18 protein-coding genes are annotated in these 21,665 nt (G+C 72.4%); 6 read left to right on the top strand and 12 right to left on the bottom strand.

The genetic code is table 11. The annotated features are described in order from the left end of the window. Positions 1–36: 36 nt before the first annotated feature. The 5 genes from NLU66_RS02245 to NLU66_RS02225 are packed head-to-tail and all read left to right on the top strand — an operon-like array spanning position 37 to position 5,564. Positions 37–1,053, top strand: coding sequence for an ABC transporter substrate-binding protein (locus tag NLU66_RS02245; RefSeq protein WP_259361332.1), 1,017 nt, complete (start codon positions 37–39; stop codon positions 1,051–1,053). After that, positions 1,050–2,732: a siderophore-interacting protein gene (locus NLU66_RS02240; protein WP_259361331.1), complete on the top strand. Its 1,683-nt coding sequence runs from the start codon at positions 1,050–1,052 to the stop codon at positions 2,730–2,732. Before NLU66_RS02245 ends, NLU66_RS02240 begins: the two co-directional genes overlap by 4 nt. Beyond that, the gene (locus NLU66_RS02235) at positions 2,729–3,754 is read left to right on the top strand and encodes a FecCD family ABC transporter permease (RefSeq protein WP_259361330.1); all 1,026 of its coding nucleotides are present in this window, start codon (positions 2,729–2,731) and stop codon (positions 3,752–3,754) included. Before NLU66_RS02240 ends, NLU66_RS02235 begins: the two co-directional genes overlap by 4 nt. After that, positions 3,751–4,788, top strand: a complete 1,038-nt coding sequence (locus NLU66_RS02230) for a FecCD family ABC transporter permease (protein WP_259361329.1) — start codon at positions 3,751–3,753, stop codon at positions 4,786–4,788. Before NLU66_RS02235 ends, NLU66_RS02230 begins: the two co-directional genes overlap by 4 nt. Next, positions 4,785–5,564 carry an ABC transporter ATP-binding protein gene (locus tag NLU66_RS02225; RefSeq protein WP_259361328.1) on the top strand — a complete coding sequence of 260 codons (780 nt, stop codon included), beginning with the start codon at positions 4,785–4,787 and terminating at the stop codon, positions 5,562–5,564. The genes NLU66_RS02230 and NLU66_RS02225 overlap by 4 nt, the downstream gene beginning before the upstream one ends. Here NLU66_RS02225 and NLU66_RS02220 read toward each other — a convergent pair whose 3' ends face one another. From NLU66_RS02220 to NLU66_RS02170, 11 genes are all read right to left on the bottom strand, one after another. Continuing rightward, the gene (locus tag NLU66_RS02220; protein ID WP_259361327.1) at positions 5,565–7,241 is read right to left on the bottom strand and encodes a hypothetical protein; all 1,677 of its coding nucleotides are present in this window, start codon (positions 7,239–7,241) and stop codon (positions 5,565–5,567) included. 4 nt (positions 7,242–7,245) lie between these two features. Further along, on the bottom strand, positions 7,246–8,067 hold the full coding sequence (locus NLU66_RS02215) for a carbohydrate ABC transporter permease (RefSeq protein ID WP_259361326.1): 822 nt from the start codon (positions 8,065–8,067) through the stop codon (positions 7,246–7,248). After that, on the bottom strand, positions 8,064–8,999 hold the full coding sequence (locus tag NLU66_RS02210) for a carbohydrate ABC transporter permease (protein ID WP_259361325.1): 936 nt from the start codon (positions 8,997–8,999) through the stop codon (positions 8,064–8,066). The genes NLU66_RS02215 and NLU66_RS02210 overlap by 4 nt, the downstream gene beginning before the upstream one ends. A gap of 1 nt (position 9,000) precedes the next feature. Beyond that, the gene (locus NLU66_RS02205) at positions 9,001–10,275 is read right to left on the bottom strand and encodes an ABC transporter substrate-binding protein (RefSeq protein WP_259361324.1); all 1,275 of its coding nucleotides are present in this window, start codon (positions 10,273–10,275) and stop codon (positions 9,001–9,003) included. Positions 10,276–10,495: 220 nt separating this feature from the next. After that, positions 10,496–11,326: a LacI family DNA-binding transcriptional regulator gene (locus tag NLU66_RS02200; RefSeq protein WP_259361323.1), complete on the bottom strand. Its 831-nt coding sequence runs from the start codon at positions 11,324–11,326 to the stop codon at positions 10,496–10,498. Then, positions 11,323–13,866 carry a glycoside hydrolase family 2 protein gene (locus NLU66_RS02195; RefSeq protein WP_259361322.1) on the bottom strand — a complete coding sequence of 848 codons (2,544 nt, stop codon included), beginning with the start codon at positions 13,864–13,866 and terminating at the stop codon, positions 11,323–11,325. The genes NLU66_RS02200 and NLU66_RS02195 overlap by 4 nt, the downstream gene beginning before the upstream one ends. Next, complete coding sequence (locus NLU66_RS02190) at positions 13,863–14,723, bottom strand: ABC transporter ATP-binding protein (RefSeq protein ID WP_259361321.1); 861 nt, start codon at positions 14,721–14,723, stop codon at positions 13,863–13,865. Before NLU66_RS02190 ends, NLU66_RS02195 begins: the two co-directional genes overlap by 4 nt. Then, the gene (locus tag NLU66_RS02185; RefSeq protein WP_259361320.1) at positions 14,720–15,664 is read right to left on the bottom strand and encodes an ABC transporter ATP-binding protein; all 945 of its coding nucleotides are present in this window, start codon (positions 15,662–15,664) and stop codon (positions 14,720–14,722) included. The genes NLU66_RS02190 and NLU66_RS02185 overlap by 4 nt, the downstream gene beginning before the upstream one ends. Further along, the gene (locus NLU66_RS02180) at positions 15,661–16,605 is read right to left on the bottom strand and encodes an ABC transporter permease (protein WP_259361319.1); all 945 of its coding nucleotides are present in this window, start codon (positions 16,603–16,605) and stop codon (positions 15,661–15,663) included. Before NLU66_RS02180 ends, NLU66_RS02185 begins: the two co-directional genes overlap by 4 nt. Positions 16,606–16,615: 10 nt before the next feature. Continuing rightward, the gene (locus NLU66_RS02175; protein ID WP_259361318.1) at positions 16,616–17,602 is read right to left on the bottom strand and encodes an ABC transporter permease; all 987 of its coding nucleotides are present in this window, start codon (positions 17,600–17,602) and stop codon (positions 16,616–16,618) included. Positions 17,603–17,663: 61 nt separating this feature from the next. Beyond that, the gene (locus NLU66_RS02170) at positions 17,664–19,355 is read right to left on the bottom strand and encodes an ABC transporter substrate-binding protein (protein WP_259361317.1); all 1,692 of its coding nucleotides are present in this window, start codon (positions 19,353–19,355) and stop codon (positions 17,664–17,666) included. A gap of 191 nt (positions 19,356–19,546) precedes the next feature. On the opposite strand from NLU66_RS02170, the gene NLU66_RS02165 reads away from it, so the two are divergent. Next, a complete protein-coding gene (locus NLU66_RS02165; RefSeq protein WP_259361316.1) occupies positions 19,547–20,674 on the top strand; it encodes an ROK family transcriptional regulator in 1,128 nt (375 codons plus the stop codon). Here NLU66_RS02165 and NLU66_RS02160 read toward each other — a convergent pair. Then, positions 20,658–21,659 carry an acetylxylan esterase gene (locus tag NLU66_RS02160; RefSeq protein WP_259361315.1) on the bottom strand — a complete coding sequence of 334 codons (1,002 nt, stop codon included), beginning with the start codon at positions 21,657–21,659 and terminating at the stop codon, positions 20,658–20,660. The two genes, NLU66_RS02165 and NLU66_RS02160, sit on opposite strands and share 17 nt — an antisense overlap. Between the last annotated feature and the right edge of the window lie 6 nt (positions 21,660–21,665).

Genomic DNA, 21,665 nt, shown 5'->3' with positions numbered 1-21,665 from the left:
CGGGTCCGCTCCACGACATCCCCCGGGAGAACATCGATGACCGCTCTGCGCCGGCGCACCTTCGCCGCTGCCCTCGCCGCCGCTCCTCTGCTGGGCCTCGCCGCCTGCGCGGACGAGGGGACGGCCTCGTCCTCCTCGTCCGCGGGGTCCGACGCCTCGGACGGCGGCGCCGCCGGCACCCGCACCGTGAGCACCGTGAAGGGCGACGTCGAGGTCCCCGCCGACCCGCAGCGGATCGTCGTGCTCAACTACGCCCTCGCCGGCTACCTGTTCGACCTCGACCTCCCCGTCGCCGCGACGACGACCGAGGCCGCCGAGGTCGACGGCAGCTTCTCCGAGTTCTGGGGCGACGCGCCCACGCAGGCCGGCACGCAGATGCTGTCCTGGAGCTCCGACGGATTCGACCTCGAGGCCGTGCTCGGCATGGAGCCGGACCTCATCGTCGCAGGCGGCTGGGGCTTCCCCTACTTCCAGGCGGACAAGGCCTACGAGGACCTCTCCGCCATCGCGCCCACCGTCCTCGTCGACAAGGCCCTCACCTCCTGGCGGGAGCAGTTCTCCTTCCTCGCCGAGCATGTCTTCGACCGCAAGGAGACCCTCGACGAGCTCGTCGCGGCGTACGAGGACAGGCTCGCCGAGGTGAAGGCGGCGATCACCCTGCCCCCGCAGCCGATCTCCCTCCTCTACGTCACGGGCGAGGGGACCCCGTTCGTCTTCCTCGAGGACTTCGTCCCCGCCGAGTTCGAGGGGCTCGGCTTCGAGATCGACCCGATCGCGAGCACCCACGAGCTCGAGCCCTACACCGCGGGCGGCGACTCCGCGGAGCTCTCCACCGAGAACCTCGGCCAGCTGGTGACCTCGCCGACCGTCTTCGTCTGCGGCTTCAACCAGGACACCTTCACCGTCGAGGAGCTCGGGCGGCGCGCGGTCTGGAAGGACCTCCCCGCCTTCCAGGACGGGCACGCCTACGACCTCCCCTACTGGGCGAGCCGCCACGACTACGACGAGGCCCTCGCCCTCCTGGACCTGCTGCAGGAGACCTTCGCGGGATGAGCCAGCACGAGCTCCTGATCCACCCGCTCGTGCTGCGCACCCTCGAGGTGCTCGAGGTCCGCGAGGTCACCCCGCGCATGCGGCGGGTGCGCCTCGGCGGCCCCGAGCTGAGGCGCTTCCGACGTGACGGGCTGGACCTCGCGGGCTTCACCGCCCCGGGCTTCGACGACCACGTCAAGCTGATCTTCGCCCCCGGGGCCGATCTCGCCGCCGCCCTGCCGCGGCAGCTGGCCGACGGCATCGAGTGGACCGACGCCCCGGAGCGCGAGTGCCGCGACTACACGCCGCGCGCCCTCGACCTCGACGAGGGCTGGATGGACCTCGACGTCGTGCTGCACGGGGACGGCCCCGCGGCGACCTGGGCCGCGCACGCCGCGCCGGGGGAGCAGGTCGCGCTGGTCGGCCCGAAGTCCAGCATGGTGCTGCCTGCGGGGACCACCGGGGTGCTGCTCGTGGGGGACGAGACGGCCCTGCCTGCGATCGGCCGCTACTTCGACGAGCGCCCGCTGCCCGTCCCCGCGCACGCCCTCGTCGTGATCGAGGACCCGGCCGCGCGACAGGAGCTCGCGCTCCGTGAGGGCGACAGCGTGCGCTTCGTGCGGCAGGACCCGGCCGACGGCGAGGCGCTGCTCGACGCCGTCCGCGCCCGGGTCGCGGAGCTCGGCGGGATCGCCGCGCTCGGCGCGCGGCCGTTCGTGTGGGCGGCCGGCGAGTCCCGGGCGCTGCTGCCGCTGCGCCGCTGGGCGACCCGGGAGAACGCCCTGCCGCGCACGCAGCTGGCGATCACCGGCTACTGGACCGTGGGTGCGGACGAGGGGGACGCCGAGGGGACGGGGGCGGCGACGCCCCCGTCCCCGGTGGCGTGGTTCGCCGTGCGCGCCGCCCTCGAGCTGGGGGTGCTCGACGCGCTGCGGGAGCGCCCTGCGCGGGCGGAGGACCTCGCCGCGCAGGTCGGGGCCGACGCCCGGCAGCTGGCCGTGCTGCTCGACGTGCTGCAGGAGCAGGGCCTGGTCGAGGACGGGGCCCTCACGGCCCGAGGTCGCGAGCTCGTCGACGACGAGCACGCCCGAGAGCAGCTCGAGGGCCTCGACGCCGAGCGCCTCGTCGCGCTCGCCGAGCTCCCGCAGGCGCTCCGCGGCGGGGGCACCGCCTGGCGCCGCCGGAACGGCCGCTCCTTCGCGGAGACCCTCCGCGGGACCCCCGCCTGGGAGGAGGAGGTCGCCGAGGAGGCGGGCTCCCTGCGCTACCTCCAGCACGGGCTGCTGCGCGCCCTCGACTCCCTGCCCGGCGCCTCCTCCCCGCAGGGCCGCCTCGCCCTCGTGGGCCGCGGCGCCCCCGTGGTCGCGGACATGCTCGGCGACCGCGCCGCGCTCACGACGGGCCCCGCCGAGGCCGTCGTCTCCGTCCTCGAGCTGCACCTGCTCGAGGACGAGGAGGCCGTCGCTCACCTGCGGGAGCTGCGCGCCGTCGCCCCCGAGGCCCTCGTGGTCGCCGCGGCGCGGCCCGACGCGCTCGGCGGCTCCGCGGCCGCCCGGGCCCTGCTCGACGTCGCCGTGACGGGCGCGGCCCCGCGCGACGGCCGCGCGGTGGAGCTCCTCGCCCGGCGGGCCGGCTGGGGCGGCGTCGGGACGAGCGAGCTCGGCTGGGGGATGTGCGCCTTCCGCCTGCTGCCCGCATGAGCGCCGCGCCCGCCTCGGCCGCCCTGCGGCCCCGCGCCCTCGTCGGCGCGCTCCTGCTGAGCCTGCTCCTGCTCGCGGGCGTCAGCCTCGCGAGCCTGTTCGTCGGCTCCGGCGGGATCGCGCCCGCCGACGTCTGGCACGCCCTCGTCGCCCCCACCGGGACGATCGAGGACAGCACCGTCCGCGAGGTGCGGGTGCCGCGCACCGTGCTCGGCGTCGTGGTCGGCGCGGCGCTCGGGACCGCGGGCGCCCTCGCCCAGGCCGTCACCCGCAACCCCCTCGCGGATCCGGGGATCCTCGGCGTGAACGCGGGGGCAGGCCTCGCGATCGCGCTCGCCGTCGCCGTCCTCCACCTCACGACGATCGACGGCTACCTGTGGTTCGGGCTCGCCGGCGCCCTCGCCACGGCGGTGCTCGTGCACGCCGTCGCCGCCCGCGGACCATCCGGGCCCACCCCGCTGCGGCTGACGATGGTCGGCGTCGCGATCGGCGCCGTCCTCATGGGGATGAGCCGCTCCCTCGCCCTGCTCTCCCCCCACACCTTCGACCGGATGCGCTACTGGGGCGCGGGCTCGCTCGCGGACCGCCCCGCCGGGACCATCACGGCGATCGTCCCCTTCGTCCTCGTGGGCCTCGTGATCGCCCTGGCCTGCGGCCCGGCGCTCAATGCGCTCGCCATGGGGGAGGACCTCGCCCGCAGCCTCGGCGTGCGGGTCCTCCTCGTGCGCACCCTCGCCGTCGCCGCGATCACCCTGCTGTGCGGGGCCGCGACCGCCGCGGCCGGGCCGATCAGCTTCGTGGGCCTCATGGTCCCCCACGCCGTCCGCTTCCTCACCGGGCCGGACCAGCGCCGGCTGCTGGCGCTCTCGCTCGTGCTCGCCCCCGTGCTGCTCGTCGCGGCCGACGTCCTGGGACGGGTCGTCGTCATGCCCGCGGAGCTCCAGGCCGGCGTGATGACCGCCTTCCTCGGCGCGCCCGTGCTGGTGCACCTCGTGCGCCGCTCCTCGCGGGGTGCGCTGTGAGCGCCCCCGCCGGCGCCCGCGTGCTGCGCCTCGGCCCGTTGAGCCGCATCGTCCACCCCCGCCGGCTCGTGCTCTCCCTCGTCCTGCTGCTGCTCGCCCTGGGCCTGCTCGTGCTCGCGCTCTCGCTCGGGGACCGCGTGGTGCCGCCGGGCAGGGTGCTCGCGGCCTTCCTGCCCGACGCGCCCCGCCTGGACCGCATGGTGGTCGTCGAATGGCGCGCCCCGCGGGCCGTCGCCGCCCTCGTGTTCGGCGCCTGCCTGGGCGTGAGCGGGGCGATCTTCCAGTCGCTCACGGACAACCCGCTCGGCAGCCCCGACGTGATCGGCCTGAACACGGGCTCCTTCACCGGGGTGCTCGTGGTCATGGTGCTCGGCGGCGCGGGAGCGGGGGCGCTCGCCGCGGGCGCCGTGGCGGGAGGCCTTCTCACGGCCGCCGTCGTCTACCTGCTCGCCTACCGGGGCGGCCTCCAGGGGTTCCGCCTGGTCGTCGTCGGCATCGCCGTCGGCGCGGTGCTGAGCTCGGCGAACACCTGGTTCTCGGTGAAGGCGAGCCTGGACGTGTCGCTGCGGGCCGCGGTCTGGGGCGCCGGCTCGCTGACCCCTGTGCGCTGGGGCTCCGTCGCCGTGGTCGCCGCGGTCGCGGCCCTGCTGCTCGCCACGGTCCCCCTGCTCGCCCGCTGGATGCGCGCCCTCGAGATCGGGGACGAGGGGGCGACGATGCTGGGCCTGCGCGTCGAGCGCGCGAAGATCCTGCTCGCCGTCGTCGGCGTCGCGCTCACGGCCGTGGTGACCTCGGTCGCCGGGCCGATCGCGTTCATCTCGCTCGCGGCCCCGCAGATCGCGCGTCGGCTGCGCCGCTCGGGCTCCTTCGACCCCGTCGGCTCCGCCCTGACCGGGGCCGTCCTGCTCGCCGCGGCGGATCTGATCGCCGTGCACGTGGTCCCCGGCGCCGTCCTCCCGGTGGGCTCCGTGACCGTCTGCATCGGCGGCCTGTACCTCGTGTGGCTGCTGCTCCGGGAAGGGGGCCGACGATGACCGACGCACGGCTGCGCGGGGAGGGGATCAGCGTCGGCTACGGCGACGGACCCGCCGTGCTCGACCAGGTCACCGTGCGGGTGCGCCGCGGGTCGTTCACCGCGATCATCGGCCCCAACGCCTGCGGCAAGTCGACCCTGCTGCGGACCCTCGCCCGGGTCATGCGGCCCGCCTCCGGGCAGGTCCTCGTCGACGGGGCCGACGTCGCCCGGATGCGGGCGCGGGACCTCGCGACCCGGCTCGGCATGCTGCCCCAGTCGCCCGCCGTCCCGGAGGGCATCACGGTGCTCGACCTCGTCTCCCGCGGCCGCTACCCGCACCAGAGCGTCTTCTCCCAGTGGACCCGGGAGGACGAGCGGGTCGTCGCCGAGGCGATGGAGCGCACGGGCGTGCGCGAGCTCGCGGCCCGCGAGGTGGACACACTCTCCGGCGGGCAGCGTCAGCGGGTCTGGATCGCCATGGCGCTCGCCCAGGACACCGAGCTGCTGCTGCTCGACGAGCCCACGACGTTCCTCGACATCACCCACCAGATCGAGGTGCTGCGCCTGCTCGAGGAGCTCCGGCGCAGCGGCCGCACGATCGTGGCGGTGCTCCACGAGCTCAACCTCGCGGCGCGCTTCGCGACCGACGTCATCGCCCTGCGCGAGGGGAGGGTCGTCGCGACCGGCACCCCCGAGGAGGTCGTCACCCCGGGGACCATGCGCGCGGTGTACGACCTCGACTGCCGCGTGATCCGGGACCCGGGGACGGGCAGCCCCGTCGTCCTGCCGCGCTGATCAGCGGCGGAGGATCGACAGGCTGAGCTCCAGCGGGGAGGTGCTCGTCGCGGGGATGAGGAGAGTCCTTCCGTGCGGCTCGTCCGTGCCGCCCACAAAGGTGAAGCTCTCTCCCGGGTCGTAGAAGGCGGCTCCTCCCAGTGAACCGCGTGCCGAGATCAAGAGCTCCTCGCCACCGTCGCGGGAGCGGAATCGGGCGGTTGCGGACGACTGTCCGTCGATCGGTCGGAGCACTGCCTCACCATCGTCGCCGCCCTCGTCGCGAATGCCTTCGAGAGCGAGCATCAGGCAGAGGGCGGTCGGTGGCCCCTCGACCTCCCATCGAAGATCGACGCCGTCGAGGCGCAGCTGTGCCGTCATCTCGGTGCGGAGGGAGATCAGGTCCGTGCGGCGACGGGAGAAGGCCATCGCTGCTGCGAAGCGCCCGTTGTGTTCCAGCCCGTACTCGCCCGTAGCGGAGAGATCGTCACCGGTCAGGGGCTGGAAGTACTCCGCCTGCAGCTGTTCGGTCAGTGTCCACGAGAGGACTCCGGAGCGCACTGGTGCCGCAGGACGCAGTGGGCCCAGGGAGAAGAAGTCTCGTGAGAGCCGCAGATCAGATACGGCGAGCTGCCGGCCGCTGAGCCGCGCGAAAGTCGGATTCGAAGCGCCGCCGGAGGTCACTCTCCCCAATGCTTGAGTGTCGGTCCCTCCGTGGAGAACGGTCCTTGAGGTGCCGAGATCGACCACCGCCAACCCTGACGTCGCCAGTTCGATGATCTCCGGGTTCTCCGCATCGGGCTCCGCGGCCGGGAGCGGCAGAGCTCCGATGGTGCGCGGGTCTTCCGCGCCCAGCGCGACAAGGGTGAGAGCTGCGTTGCCGTCAGCGCGAGGAAGGACCCGGAGTACAGCCCGTCCGGTGAGCGGGTCCCCGGTCCGCACCGCGTGGGCGTGGAAGAGAGGGAGCATGGCGCCGCCGTCGAAGGGGCGTACCTGGTCCTGCCGGCGAGAGGCGAGCGTCTCGACCGTGCCGTCGGGAGAGGTGAGCTTCGCCTGGACAAGCGTCGCCGTGTCGGCGGCGGTGAGCAGATCCGTGCGATCGAGCTCGCGAGCGAGGATCAACAGGCTCGGGATCGAGACGTGTGCGGCGTAGTTGGCGCTCCGTTCGGAGAACATGCCGTCGGGCTGGAGGTCCACCCCTTCGGCGAGCCACTGCTCGGCTCGGTCGCGGCAGTCCTGCCAGCCGTACAGCGCCGAGAGCCGAGCGAGGGCGGCGCTGATCTCCCATCGATGGTTCGGGGTGTGCACCCCGCCGTGGACGAGCGCGCGTCGGGCAGCGCTGAGGAGGGCGTCGATTCCCGGTTCTCTCTGCAGGGCCTGGGTGAGGGCGAGGTCGTTGACGGTGAACGCCGAATCCGGAGGGGAGTCGACATTGTCCCCGCTGCGGAACGTGCCGCCGGGGGACTGCAGGGACAGCAGGTGGTCGATCGCCGCCTCGCGACCGGCCTCGATCCCCGGCACCGTCATCCCGCACCACTCCAGCAGGGCCGCATCGCGCAGGAACCGTCCGAGCATCCGATGCCGGGTCCCGCGCCCGCGGAGCCCCTCCGCGCGGTCGGGGAGAACTGCTGCCGCCTCGTGGACGAGGTCCTGCAGGGTGGCGGGAAGTGCGGCCAGGGCGCGGGCGCCGGACGTCATCGGATCAGTCCTTCAGGCCGGAGTTGATGTCGGAGTTCATGATCTGCCGGCGGAACACCAGGAACAGCAGCACCATCGGCAGCAGCGAGATCACGGAGGCGCCGAGGAGCACGGACCAGTCGATGTTCTCCGCGCCGACGATCGATCGCAGGGCGAGCTGGAGCGTGTACTTCTTGGGGTCGTTCAGCACGAGCAGCGGCCAGATGTAGTCGTTCCAGCGCCACTGGAACGAGAAGATCGCGAGCACCGCGATGATCGGTCGGGCGATCGGGAGCATGAGGGTGAAGAAGATCCGGAACTCGCCCGCCCCATCGATCCTCGCCGCCTCGAGGAGCTCGTCCGGGACCGTGGAGAAGAACTGCCGGAACATGAAGATCCCGGTCGCGGTGATGATCGACGGGATGATGATGCCTGCGAGGGAGTTGTACAGGCCGAGACCGAGGATGACCGAGAAGGTCGAGGGCATGATGACCTCGGTGGGGAGCATGGTCGTGGCGAGGATGCACAGGAAGAACGCCTGCACCCAGCGATTGCGGTACTTCGCGAGAGCGAAGCCGGTGCAGGCGCTGATGAACACCGTGAAGACCGTCGTCACCACCGCGACGACGGCGGTGTTCACGAAATACTGCTGGAAGTCGTAGCGTTCCCACGCCGTCCGGAACCCGGAGAGGGTCCAGCGCTGGGGCAGGGGGCGCAGCGGCCACGTGAACAGCTCGCTGCCGGGCTTGAACGAGCTCAGGAGGAACCAGAGCACGGGGATCAGGAAGAGCGCGGCGAGGAACCAGACGAGGGTGGTCGGTGCGATCCAGCGCAGGGACTTGGTCATGACAGGTCGCTCCTGTCGAAACGGGTCTGGACCAGGGCGACGATCAGCAGGATCACCATCAGCACCATCGAGGCGGCGCTCGCGAACCCGATCTTGGACTGTTCGAACCCGGTCTTGTAGATGTACTGGACGACGAGCACGTTGCTGGTCCCGGGGCCGCCGCCGTTGAGCGCCTGGATCATGGCGAACTCCTTCATGGCGCCGATCGTGCCCAGCAGGATCACGAGGAACGACGTGGGCCGCAGCAGGGGCCACGTGATCCGGAGGAAGCGGGTCACGGAGCCGGCGCCGTCGAGCGAGGCCGCCTCGAGGTACGACGTCGGGATGTTCCGCATCGCTGCCATGAACAGCAGCATCGAGAAGGCGGTCCCGCCCCAGGAGCCGGCGAGGATCACGACCACGAGGGCGAGGTTCGGGTCCGAGGCCCAGTGCACCGGGGAGACTCCCAGGAGACTCAGCAGGTAGTTGATGAGCCCGAAGTTCTCGCCGAACATCCACCGCCAGATCACACCGGTGACGATGGGCGAGATGAGCCAGGGGAAGAAGAAGATCACCTGGGCGACCGTCGCCCCCTTCGCCTCGCTGCTCACCAGCAGGGCGCTGATGAGCAGCGTGACGAGGTAGCCGAACGGCACCGAGACCGCGGTGTACAGCAGCGTGCGCCAGAGGCTCGAGTAGAAGTCCGTGTCCGTGAACAGCTTCTGATAGTTCTCCAGACCCACGAACTCCGGGGTGCCGTACCCGCGGTAGTCCGTGAACGAGTAGAGCAGGCCGAGGCCGGCCGGACCGAGGAAGAAGAGCACGAAGAGGACGAAGGCGGGGAGCAGGAACGCGGCGGCGACGAGGCCGCGGCGACGACGCTCACGGCGCGCGCTCGTCCGCGGTCTCTTCCGGGCCGGGGCCGAGGGCGGTGCGGCGGTGGCGGCGAGCATGTCAGGACAGGCTCTCGTTGAGCTGCTCGAGGGCGCTGCTGAGCGCCTCGGCGACCGTCGTCTCGCCGTTGATGGCCTTCACGATGCCGTCTCGCAGCGGGTCGCCGTCCACGGGGGCGGCGGTGCCGCTGGCCTGGAGCTTCAGCTCCCGCGCCTTCTGATCCTTGACGAAGGCCGGTGTCGCGGCGATGGCCTCGTTGTACAGGGCGAAGTCCTCCTGCCGGGAGTCGTACTCCACCTCAACGTCCTGGATGGCGGGGAGGAAGCCGGAGATCCGAGAGATCTCGGCGTAGTTCTCCTTGCTGTACAGCCAGCGGACGAAGTCGAGCGCCTTGTCCTCCTGGCCCGTGCCTTCGAAGACCACGACGACCCCGGCGGTGCCGAAGTTCGTGGCCTGCTCGGGCTGCGCAGGCATGGGGACGCTGATCCACTCGAAGTCGGTGATGTTGGCGGCGAAGTCGGCGATCTGCCACGACCCGGAGTAGTAGGCGGCGACCTGGCCGGTCTTGAACATCGCGTTCGGGTCGTCCTCGGAGAGCCAGACGCTGCGGGGCATGAACGTGTCGTCGTTGAGCTTCACGAAGTACTCGAGGGCGGCCTGGGTCTTGTCGTTGGCCGAGTACGAGGTCATGTCCTCGGAGAGCGCGAGGCCTTCGGACCCGAACTGGTAGAGGAACGAGTTGAGCCGATGGGAGCTTCGGTCCATCGCGAGGGAGAACTTCACTCCGCTCTTCTCCCGCACCTGGGTCGCGGCGTCGACGAACTCGTCCCATGTCCAGACCTTGTCGTCGAATGTCGTGGGGTAGGAGACGCCGGCTCCGTCCCAGAGGTCCTTGTTGAGGAACATGCCGACGGCCGTGAGGTCGCTGGGCAGGGAGGGGATCTTCCCGTCGGCGTCGGCTGCGTACATGCCCTCGATGGGCGCGACCTCCTTGACCACGTCCGCGAGGTCGACGGTGCGGTCGAGCCAGGCGGGGTCGAGTGCGGGCATGCGGGCGATAGCGGGGAGGTCGTTCGCCTTGGCGGCGTTGGAGACCTTGGTGGCCAGGTCGTCGTAGGGGACGTCGACGATCTCGATCTCGACCCCGGTCTCCTCCAGGTACTTCTTGACCATGGCGGCATAGCCGCCGCCTTGGTTCGCGTCGCCGGATCCGACGAGCTGGAGGGGGCCGTCCCCGGCGGTGCCGGAGGAGCTCGACCCGCAGGCGGCGAGTCCGGCGGCGGCCGTGGCGGCGGTGCCGGCGGCGAGGAGGGTGCGGCGATTCATGGAGGTCATGGCTGGGGCTCCTGGGATGGGCCTGCGTCATTGGCGTGGCCGTTCCGACCGGGCGGCGTCATCGCGGGCCCGGGCGCTCGGGGGGGGGACCCGAACTGTCTCACATGTTCCCGACATGGAAAGCGCTTTGTCAAGACCTAAGCCCAGGTGGAAGCGTTTGCCGAGGTTGTTCGGGTGCCTTCGTGGCAAGCGCTTGCTGTCGAGCGGCCCGAGCAGAGCCTCAGCCCCGCAGCGTCCCCCGGTCCAGCAGCACGGGCTGGGGGCGGCGCTCGTGGAGCACGCGCAGCGGCTGCTCGACGAGGGCGCTGAGGGCACGGCCCACGGCGGCGCCCGTCGCGCGGGGAGCGGCGCCGAGGGCGGCGAGCGGCGGCTCGTGGAGCTGGCAGGCCATCGAGTCGTCCCAGGAGACGATCGAGAGCGTGCCGGGCACGGCGATGCCGCGCAGCCGCGCCCGCTCGAGCGCGCCGAGGGCCATGGCGTCGTTGTCCGCGAGGAGCACGTCGGGTCCGTCGTCGGCCGCGGTGAGCAGGGCGTCGAGGGCGCGGGCGCCGCTGTCGCCGGTGTAGTCGCCCTCCGCCGTGCGCGGGGTCTCCCCGGCCGCGGCGCACCAGTCGAGGTAGGCGCCGCGACGCAGGGCGGAGTGCACGAGCCCCTGCGGGCCGCCCAGGTGGGCGATCCGCTCGAGGCCGCGGGAGCGCAGGGCGTCGAGCACGCCCCGCATGACGGCGGCGTTGTCCACCGTCACCGAGGGCGCCTCGCCGTCCTGGACCACGTCCCCCTCGAGGACGTGGCCGAGGCCCAGCTCGGCGAGCAGCGCGGGCCGCGGGTCCTCGGGCACGAGGTCCCGCAGCACCACGGCCGCGACCGTGCCGCGCGCCGCCCAGTCGCGGTAGGCGGCCATCTCCTCCTCGCGGGAGGCGACGGCCCGGGTGAGCACCGTGTGGCCCGCTCCGGCGACCGCGTCCTCGATCCCCGCGAGGACCTGGTTGAAGTACTGCTCGGAGCGGGCGGACCAGATGTCCTCGGGGGCGATGAAGCCGAAGGTGCTCATGGGGCCATGGTGGCCCCTGCGAGCGGCTCCGTGCGACGCGAGCGCGCCACGAGCTCGCCCACGTGGCGCACGACGCGCTCGCCGAGCAGCGCCTCGGGGTCCAGTTCCACGCCCTCCGGTGCGCTGACCTGCACGGTCACGGCCTCGCCGGGGAGCAGGTCGATCATCTGGCGATCGGCCACGGCACCCGGGTGCACGCGGTCGGCGACGATCACGACGTCCCGCACGAGGGAGTGGGCGCTGAGGGTCAGGGCGACCCCGTCACCGCGGCGCCGGGCGCTCACCGAGAGGGCGTCCGGGTCGAGCTGGAGGTCCTTGTCCTCCGCGAACCAGTGCAGCGCGCGCAGCACCTCGGCGCCCGGCACCTCGAGCTCGAGGACGAGCGCCTCGAGCGCCGGGTCCCTGGGGGAGACGAGCGCCTCGGACAGCGGGAGCAGGCCCGTGGAGCGCGGGGCGACCTCGGCCTCGAGCGCGGCGGAGGCGAGCACGGTCCCGTCCACGTCGATCCGGCGCAGCCGCAGGGTCCCCGCGAGGGTCCCCTCGGTGTCGTTGCCGATCGCCGCGACCGGCCCGCCCTCGCGCGGCTGCACGGTGAGCAGCACGGGCGCGTACAGGTCCCGCATGGCGTACCAGAGCAGCTTGCGGCGGCCGTCGCCGTCCACCGCGGCCCACGAGGTCACCGGCCAGCAGTCGTTGAGCTGCCAGATGATCGTGCCCCCGCAGTGGGGCCACAGGGCGCGGTAGTGCCCGATCCCCACCCGCAGCGCGCGCGCCTGGTTGAGCGCGGTCGTGAGGTGGAAGTCGACGAAGTCGACCGGGTCGGGGAAGTGCGGCCGGTAGCCGGCGACGAGCTTCCTCTGCCCGTCGATCGCCTTCTGGTGGGCGAGCATCGTGGGGGAGTCGGCGACGAGCGGCCGCTCGCTGATCGCCCGTTCGACGGTCGCCCAGGAGGCGGGGCCCTGGAAGCCGAACTCGGCGGCGAAGCGGGGGGAGGTGTCGCGGTAGTGGGTGTAGTCGTTGTCCTCGTCGCTCGCCCACACGACCCAGTTGTGCACGGTGCCGTGGTCGGGGTCGCGGGGCCGGTCGAGGGCGCCGCGCGAGTAGGGGCTCGAGGGCGTGTAGCTGCGGGTGGGGTCGAGCTCGGCGAGCACGGCCGGCAGGATCTCCGTGTAGTAGGCGTTCCCCCAACCCTTCCCTTCGGGGAGCGTGTCCTTCCAGCCCCAGTGGTGGTAGCCCTCGACGTTCTCGTTCGAGCCGTTCCAGTGCACGAGCGAGGGATGCCAGGCGAGGCGCACGACGTTCTGCCGTGCCTCCGCCTCGATCTCGCCGCGCAGCGGCTGCTCCTCGCTGTAGGCGGCGCAGGCCATGGCGAAGTCCTGCCAGACCAGCACCCCGGCCTCGTCGCACAGGTCGTAGAGGAGGTCCGACTCGTAGAGCCCGCCGCCCCAGATGCGCAGCATGTTCATGCCGGCGTCGAGGGCGTCGGCGAGGCCGCGCGCGTAGTCGTCGCCGGTGAGGCGGGTGGGGAAGCAGTCGTCGGGGATCCAGTTGGCGCCCTTGACGAGCACGGGACGGTCGTTGACGACCATCGTGAAGGAGGTGCCCACCTCGTCGGTGCGCTCGACGAAGCCCGCGGTGCGGAAGGCGACGCGATGCTCCATGCGGTCGAGCTCGGCGCCGGCGGCGTCCTCGAGCACGAGCCGCGCCGTGTACAGGGGCTGCTCGCCGTAGCCGCGCGGCCACCAGCGCTCGACCTCGTCGAGGTGCACGGCGATCGCGGTCTCCTGCGCGTCCGCGTCGACGGCGACCTCCGCGGCGCCGAGCACGGCGCCGTCGGGCCCGGCGACCTCGAGGTGCGCGGTGAGCGCCTCGCCGTCCGCGCTCTCGCGCTCGATCGGCACGGTCAGGGCGACCGTGCCGCCCGGGCCCTCCGCGTCGGGCGTGACCTGCGGGCGCACCTTGTCCAGGCGCGCGCCCGTCCAGCTCTCGAGCCCGATCGGGCCGGCGATCCCGCTCGTGACGAGCACGGGGCCCCAGTCCCAGCCGAGGTTGCAGGCCATCTTCCGGATCGCGTTGTAGGGCAGCAGGTTGCCGATGTACGGCAGGTCCCCCTGCGCGGCCGCGTTCTCGCGGGCCGTGCGCAGCGGGGAGGCGAAGCGGATCTCGAGCACGTTCTCCCCGGCGCGCAGCAGCGGCCCCACGGCCCAGCGCCACGAGCGGTGCTGGTTCTGCACGGTCGCGACCTCGGCGCCGTTCAGCACGACCGTCGCGGCGGTGTCGAGGGAGGCGGCGACGAGGTCCGTGCGGCCCGCGGGCACCTCGTCGAGGGTGAAGGCGGTGCGGTACAGCAGGTCGCACTCGCCGCTCCAGGCGAGCTCCGCCTCGTGGCGGTCCAGGTACGGGTCGGGGATGAGCCCCGCGTCCAGGAGGTCCGTGAGGAAGGTGCCGGGGACGGTCGCGGGCAGGTCCTGCACCGGGAAGGGCGCGGGGCCGTCCACGACGGTCAGGGTCCAGCCGTCGTGGAGATCGGTGCGGGTCATGCGAGGTCCTCCTGGGGGGCGAGGTGGTCGGGCATCGGCACGCCGCGCCGGCGGGCCTCCGCGAGGAAGCGCTGGTTGGTGCCGGGCTCCGGGGCCGCGGCGAGCAGCTGTCGGGTGAACTCCTGCTGCGGGTTCAGGATCACCTCGTCGGCGTCGCCGCGCTCGACGACCTCCCCGCGGTACATCACGAGGATCTCGTCGGAGAAGTGCCGGGCGGTCGCGAGGTCGTGGGTGATGTAGAGCATCGCGAGCTCCTCCTCCCGCTGCAGGCGGGCGAGGAGGTTCAGCACGCCCAGGCGCACGGAGACGTCGAGCATCGAGACGGGCTCGTCGGCCACGAGGACCGTCGGCCCCGGGGCGAGGGCGCGGGCGATCGCGACGCGCTGGCGCTGGCCGCCGGAGAGCTCGTGCGGGCGGCGGGCCATGAAGGCGTCGTCCGCGGGGAGGTTCACGCGGGCCAGCAGCTCCTTCGCCGCCCCGGGCGCGGTGCGGGAGGTCGCCCGGCCGTGCACGATGAGCGGGCGCACGAGGTGGTGGCCGATCGAGTGGTACGGGTTGAGCGAGGCGAAGGGGTCCTGGAAGACCATCTGCACCTGGTGGCGGTAGTCCGCGAGGGCCTTCCCGCGGCGGCCGATCGGCTTCCCGTCCAGCAGCAGGCTGCCGGAGGTGGGCCGCTCGAGCTGCATGAGCAGCTTCGCGATCGTGGACTTGCCGGAGCCGGACTGGCCGACGAGCGCGACCGTGCGGCCGGGGCGCAGCTCGAAGGAGACGCCCTTGACGGCCCGCAGCTGCGAGAAGCGCAGGCCGCTGCGCAGGGTGTAGGTCTTGTCGAGGTCCTGGGCGGTGAGGGTGGTCATCGGGTGCCCTCCGTGGAGTAGCCGGCGCGGAGGAAGTCCCCGGCGTCGCCCGTGAGCGAGGGGAAGGATCCGAGCAGGCGGCGGGTGTAGGGGTGCTGCGGGGCGAAGTAGAGGTTCTCCGCGGTGTCGAGCTCGACGATCCGCCCGGCGCGCATGACGGCGATGCGGTCGGAGATCTCCAGCAGCATCGGCAGGTCGTGGGTGATGAAGACGACCGCGAAGCCGAGCTCGCTGCGCAGGCGCAGGATCTCCTGGAGGATCTCCCGCTGCACGACCACGTCGAGGGCCGTCGTCGGCTCGTCCATGATCATGAGGTCCGGGTCCAGGGCGAGCGCCATGGCGATCATGACGCGCTGGCGCATGCCGCCGGAAAGCTCGTGGGCGAAGGCCGTGATGCGGGAGGGGTCCACGCCCACGAGCCGCAGCAGCTCCTCGCTGCGGGCGCGGCGCGCGGCGGCGTCCATGCCCGGGCGGTGCGTGGTGAAGACGTCCTCGAGCTGCGCCTTGATGCTGATCACGGGGTTCAGGGAGTTCATCGCCCCCTGGAACACCATGGCGATGCGGGACCAGCGGAAGGCGCGCAGGGCCTCGCCCTCGAGGGCGAGCACGTCGACGTCCTCGCCGTCGCGGCCGTGGAAGGTCACGGAGCCGCCGGTGATGCGGGCGGGCGGCCGGTGCAGCTGGTTCAGGCCGTAGGCGAGGGTCGTCTTGCCGCAGCCGGACTCCCCGGCGAGGCCGAGGATCTCGCCGCGGCGCAGCGTGAAGCTCGCGCCCTGGACGGCGTGCACGGGCGTCTCGACCTCGTAGACCACGTCGAGGTCGCGCACGGTGAGCACGGCCTCCTCGGAGACGGGGGAGTCGGCGCCCGCGCGGACCTCCTCGATGTCCGGGGCGATCTCCGCCTCGAGCGGGTTCGCGGGATCGGGGGTGGGGGTGCTCATGCCGCTGCCTCCTCCTTCTTCTCGGCCCGGCGCACGCGCCGCGCGTTGGCGGGCGCGCTGCGCAGCCGGGGGTTGATGATCGCGTCGATGGAGAAGTTGATGAGGGAGAGCCCGCAGCCCAGGGCCGCGATGAGGAAGCCCGGCGGGACGAACCACCACCAGCCGCCCAGGGTGAGCGCCTGCCCGTTCTGCGCGTAGAAGAGCATCGATCCCCAGGTCTGGGTGCCGACGACGCCGAGGCCGATGAAGCTCAGGCCCGCCTCGCCGAGGATCGCGGAGATCAGCGCGAAGACGAATCCGCTGGACATGACCGGCAGCAGGTTCGGCAGGATCTCCACGGAGATGATCCGCCAGGGCTTCTCCCCGGCGATCTTCGCGGCCTGCACGTAGTCGCGGTTGCGGATCGAGAGGGTCTGCGAGCGCAGCACGCGCGCCGAGGCGGCCCATGAGGTGATCGCGAGGACCACGGCGATCAGCAGCAGACCGCGCTGCTCGACGTAGGAGCCGATGACGATCATCAGCGGCAGACCGGGGAGGATCAGCACGACGTTCGTGAAGAGCGAGAAGCCCTCGTCGAGCCAGCCGCCGAGGTAGCCGCCGAGGATCCCGAAGAACGCGGAGAGGAACAGGGCGAGCACGGCGACGAGGACGCCCACGAGGAGCGAGCCGCGGGTCGCGTGGGCGAGCTGGGCGAGCACGTCCTGGCCGGTCTGCGTGGTGCCCAGCAGGTGGGCCGCGCTCGGCGGCTGCATGCCGTCGTTGCCGATCGCGAGCGGGTCCTGGACGAGCAGCGGGCCGATCAGCCCGAAGAGCACGATGACCAGGACGATGCCGACGCCGATGACGAGGGTCGGGGCGGGCCGGCGGCGGGGCGCGCGGGTCGTCGCGATCGCGGCGGTCGTGGTGGGGGGAGCGGCGGTCTCGGTGGTCTCTGTGGTCATGGGGGCCTCCTCAGCCACGGGCCCGGGTGCGGGGGTCGATGATGCCGTACAGGAGGTCCACCGCGAGGTTCGCGGCGAGCACGGACACGGTGATGATGAGGAACAGGCCCTGCATGAGCGAGTAGTCGTTGTTGTTGACGGCCTGCAGCATCGTGTAGCCGATCCCCGGGTAGGAGAAGACGGACTCCACGACGATCGAGCCGGAGACGACGAAGCCGAGCGAGATCGCGAAGCCCGAGACGCTGGGCAGCACCGCGTTGCGGGCCGCATAGGTGAGCATGATCCGGCGCGGGTGCAGGCCCTTGGCCTCCGCGGTGAGGATGTAGTCCTCGCTGAGCGTGGAGACCATCATGTTGCGCATGCCCAGCAGCCAGCCGCCGAGCGAGCTCAGCACGATCGTGAGCGCGGGCAGGAAGGCGTAGTAGATCGCGTTGGAGACGAAGGGGTAGTCCAGCGCGGGCCGCACGAGGGTCACGTCGTAGCCGCCGGAGATCGGGAACAGGTGGAGGTTCACCGAGAGGATGTAGACGAACAGCAGGGCGAGCCAGAAGTAGGGCACCGACTGCATGATCGTGGTCGCGGGGATGAGCGAGTCGAGCCAGGTCCCGCGCTTCCAGCCGGCGATCGTCCCGAGGGCCATGCCGATGAGGAAGGTGATCACGGTCGAGACGCCGACGAGCACGAGGGTCCAGGGGATCGACTGCCCGATCACCTGGCCGACGGGGGTCGGGAAGTAGGTGACGGAGACGCCGAGGTCGCCGCGCAGCAGGTTCCCGAGGTACTGCACGTACTGCTGGGGGAGCGAGCCCTGGGAGTCCGTGCCGAGCATGACCTCGATGGCCTGCCGGGTCTCCGCGGAGACGGGGCCGCGCAGGGCGAGCTTGCCGAGCACGGCGTCCACGGGGCTGCCGGGCAGCGCGCGGGGGATGAAGAAGTTCAGGGTGACGGCGGCCCAGAGGGCGACCAGGTAGAAGCCGAGCTTCCGGAGGATGTGCACCGGGGGTCCTTTCGTCCGCGGTGCCGCCGCCGCCCCGCACGGGGGCGGCGGCAGCGGGCGATCAGGCGGGGGTGACGGTCTTGAGGACCTGGGCGTTGTCCGGGGCGGACCACGACATGGGGTAGCAGTACAGGTCGTCCTGGGTGGGCCAGCCGGTCACCTTGGAGTTGTTGTACTCGGTGAGGCTCGAGCCGATCAGCACGGGGACGTAGGGCATGGCCTCGACGATGATCTTCTGGATCTTCGCGTACTGCTCCTTCTTCACGGCCGGGTCGTCGGTGCCGGCGGCGGCCTCGAGCGCGGCGTCGACGTCGGGATCGGAGAAGCGGGCGGAGTTCTGGTACGGGTTGCCGTTCTCGCCGACCTTCACGGTCGAGTCCGTCGCGTAGAAGGTCTTGTACAGGTAGTACGGGTCCGGGGCGGGGCCCTGGCCGAGGGAGTCGATGACGAGCTGGAACTTCCCGGTGGACTTCGAGTCGTTCCACTCGTTGACGGAGACCTGCTGGGGGACGAGCTCGATGCCGACCTTCTTGTACTGCTCGGCGAGGGTGTCCAGGGCGGTGACGAAGTCGGACCAGCCGGTGGGGCAGCTGATCGTCATCGAGAGCCGCTCGCCGTCCTTCGCGTAGACGCCGTCGGAGCCCTTCTCCCAGCCGGCGTCCTCGAGGACCTTCTGGGCCTTGGCGGTGTCCGCGTTCCAGGGGGCGTCCTCGATCGACGGGTCGATGAAGTCCTTGTCCCGCTCGGGCAGGCCGAAGGAGGGGGAGATCGCGGTGCCCAGGTCGTAGAAGGCGAGCTTGGAGAGCTGCTCGCGGTCCATGCCGTAGTAGAGGGCCTGGCGCACGGCGGGGTCCGTCTGCGGGCCCTCGCTGCCGAGCTCCGGGTTGGACGAGGCGAAGAGGGCGCACTGCGAGGTGGGGGAGTTGGTGTAGCTGAGGTCCGGGTTGGACTTCACGTGCTCGTCGAGGTTCGGCATGGAGGTCGAGGTGTAGTCGATCTCGCCGGCGAGCCACTTGTCGGTCGCGGACTGGTTGCCGGAGAGCGACATGACGCGCACGCCGCCGATCGCGGGCTTGCCCTCCTCCCAGTACGAGCCGTTGGCGCTGAGCAGGTAGGACTCGGGGGTGAAGTCGCCGAGGGTGAAGGGGCCGGTGCCGATCGGCTCCTCGTTCGTGTAGGTGGAGAGGTCCTCGACGTCGGTGAAGAGGTGCTCGGGGATGATCCAGGTGCGGCCCAGGGCCGTCGGCCCCTCGACGAAGGAGGGGATGGCGTAGGTGAGCACGACGGTGGTGTCGTCGCTCGCCTTCGCGGAGGGGGCCGTGCCGGCGGGGTTGAGGGCCTCGGTGTCCTTGATCCGGTTGAAGGTGAAGGCGACGTCCTTCGCGGTGAAGGCGGTGCCGTCGGACCAGGTCACGCCCGCGCGGGTGGTGACGGTGAGCTCGGTGCCGTCCTCGTTCCAGGTGAAGGACTCGGCGAGCTGGGGGACGGGGTCCACGTCGATCGCGGCGAGCGGGTTGTAGTAGAAGAGCGGCTCGAAGATCATGCCCTGGACCATGCTCAGCACGGTCGGGGAGTGGGGGTTGAAGTTCTTCGTGAAGCCGGCGCCGGCCCCGTTGTAGGTCGTGATGATCGGCTTGCTCTCCCCGTCGCCGCTGCCGGTGTCGAGGTTCGACTGGCCGGCGCAGGCGGCGAGGCCGAGCGGCAGGGCGGTGGCGAGGGACAGCTTTCCGAGGGTCCGGCGGCTGAGGTGCATCGTTGCTCTCCTGGGGGACGCGACTGTGCGTGCGGATGGTGCGGCTGCGTGACTTCCCGAGTAACTTCATTGACTAACTTAAGGAAGTACGAGGAAGTATGCGACGATGCTCACGGCTCGTCAAGCGGACACCGCGGCCGCGACCGGTCACGATGACGTCACGACATCCCCGCGCCCTCGAGGAGGCCCGCATGAGCTCGATCCCCGCCCGCAGCGGCGCCCGGACCGACGCCGCGATCCTCGACGCGATCCGCCGCTCCCCGGACACCACCCGCGTCGCGATCGCCCGCGACCTCGGCGTCACCGCCGCGACCGTCACGAACTCCGTCAAGCGCCTCATCGCCGACGGCCTCGTCCTCGAGTCCGGCCGCGCCCGCTCCACGGGCGGCAAGCCCGCCTCCCTGCTCCGCGTCTCGACGACCTCCCGCTGGGCCGTCGGCTGCACCGTCGAGAGCGACCGGCTCTCCCTCGTCGCGATGGGCGTCACCGGGGCGCTGCGCGGCCGCGTCATGCTGCCCCTCGGCGCCCTCGACGAGGCGCGCCTCGCCGAGCCGCTGCGGGCGGCGCTCGCCGAGCTCGGCGCCCTCGACCCCGCTCAGCGTCAGGCCTTCACCGGGATCGGCATCGCGGACCTCCGCGGCCACGGCCTCGGCGTCGAGGAGATCGGCGCCGCGGTCCGGGAGCTCACGGGCGCGCCCGTCGTGATCGGGACCGCCGCCGTCTGCGCGGGGCTCGGCAGCGCCTGGGTGGGCGAGCAGGACCCCGAGCGGCCCTGCCTCACCGTGCACCTCGGGCCCACGATCGGTGTGGCCCTGCTGCGCGACGGCCGCCCCCTGCTGCCCGCGACGGGCTGGCCCGGGGAGCTCGACCACGTCGCCGCGGGCCCCGACGGCACGCCCCTGCACGAGCTCGCCTCCCCCGCGGCGGACGTCCGCCGCGCCCTCGAGCAGGGCCTCGGCGCGGAGCTCGGGCTGGACCCCGCGGGGGAGCGCGTCCTCACCGACCACGCCCGCCTCACCGAGGCCGCCGGCCACGGGGACGAGCGCGCCGCGGGCGTCGTCACGGCGAGCGCGCGGGCGATCGCGGGGGCCGTCGCCGGGATCGCCGGCCCGCTCGGCATCGAGCGCGTCGTGCTCAGCGGCACGAGCGTCTCGATGGCGCCGCGGATCTACCGCGAGGCCTTCGCGGGCGTGCTCCGCTCCCGCACGGGCGCCCTGCCCCCGGCGCTCGAGGTCGCGGTCTCCACCGTCCAGCCGCACCCCTGCTCCGTGGGCGCCGCGGCCCTCGCGCTGACCAGCGCGCTCAGCCCCGAGGCGTGAGCGGCACCGCCTCCGCGAGCCACGCGAGCTGACGCTCCCGCTGCACGGAGCCGCCGCCCTCGTGCCCGTTGTACGGGTAGACCTCGACCTCGGCGAGCGCGCCCGGCTCCCCGTGCAGCCCGCCCCAGTGGTTCGCGGCCGCGAAGACGGTCGACGGCGGCACGATCGTGTCCCGCAGCGCGGCGGAGACCAGCGCCCGGCAGCGGGCCCGCCGCCCCAGGTGCACGCCGTCCACGTAGGAGAGAGTGCGCCAGGCGGCCTCCTCGGCGCCCCGGTTCGCGGCGAGGAAGCGGACGATCTCCTGGTACGGATCCGCGTCCGTGATGTCGATCGCGCGGCGGATGGCGCACAGGAAGGGGACGTCCGGCATTGCCGCGTCGACGTCGGGCACGAGGCCCGCCGCCGCGACGGCGAGGCCGCCGCCCTGGCTGCCGCCCGTGACGACCACGCGGCCGTCGGTCCCCGGCAGCGCCCGCGCGGCGTCGACCGCGCGTGCGGCGTCCGTCTGCAGGCGCACCAGGTAGGAGGTCTCCGGGGAGGTGATGCCGCGGGTCATCGAGCCCGGCGCCGCGGGGCCCGAGCCGACCGGGTCCGGGGTGTCGCCGCCGCTGCCCCAGACCCCGCCCTGGCCGCGCGTGTCCATGACCAGGTGCGCGTAGCCGGCGGCCGCCCAGACGAGATGGTCGATCGGGCGGCCGCGGCCGCCGCCGTAGCCGATGTACTGGACGACGACGGGCAGGGGACCGGTCGCCGCGGCGGGCCGCAGGTACCAGGCGCGCACGGGCGCGCCGTCATGGCCCGCGAAGGTCACGTCGAAGGCGTCGACGAGGTCGAGCCCCGTCTCCACGGGCGTGACGTCCAGGAGCACCTCGTGCTCGCGGGCGCGGGAGAGCGTGCCCTCCCAGAAGGCGTCGAGGTCCGCGGGCTCGTCGAGCTCGGGACGGTGCTCGCGCAGGGCGGGCAGGGGCAGGTCGAACAGGGCCATCAGGGG

The organism is Brachybacterium sp. NBEC-018 (assembly GCF_024860185.1).
Lineage (GTDB): Bacteria > Actinomycetota > Actinomycetes > Actinomycetales > Dermabacteraceae > Brachybacterium > Brachybacterium rhamnosum.
This window is presented reverse-complemented; position numbering and strand designations above follow the sequence as displayed.